The organism is Chryseobacterium sp. Leaf394 (assembly GCF_001424105.1).
Lineage (GTDB): Bacteria > Bacteroidota > Bacteroidia > Flavobacteriales > Weeksellaceae > Chryseobacterium.
The window spans coordinates 362,255-362,473 of record NZ_LMQH01000012.1; positions in this window are offsets into that span (position 1 = coordinate 362,255).

Below are 219 nucleotides of genomic sequence, written 5' to 3' on the forward strand. Positions count from 1 at the left end.
TCCTCGTTTAAGGTGGTGCAAATATAAAAGGAAAAATAATATTATACAAATATTTTGTAGCTAAAAGTGCCGTAAACAGCCTATCAGATTATTTTTCAGGATTTTAAATTTTAAAATAAATAACAATACTAAAAAATATAAACAAAAAAAAGACCTACATTTCTGTAAGTCTTTTTGCTCCTCCTGCTGGGCTCGAACCAGCGACCCTCTGATTAACAG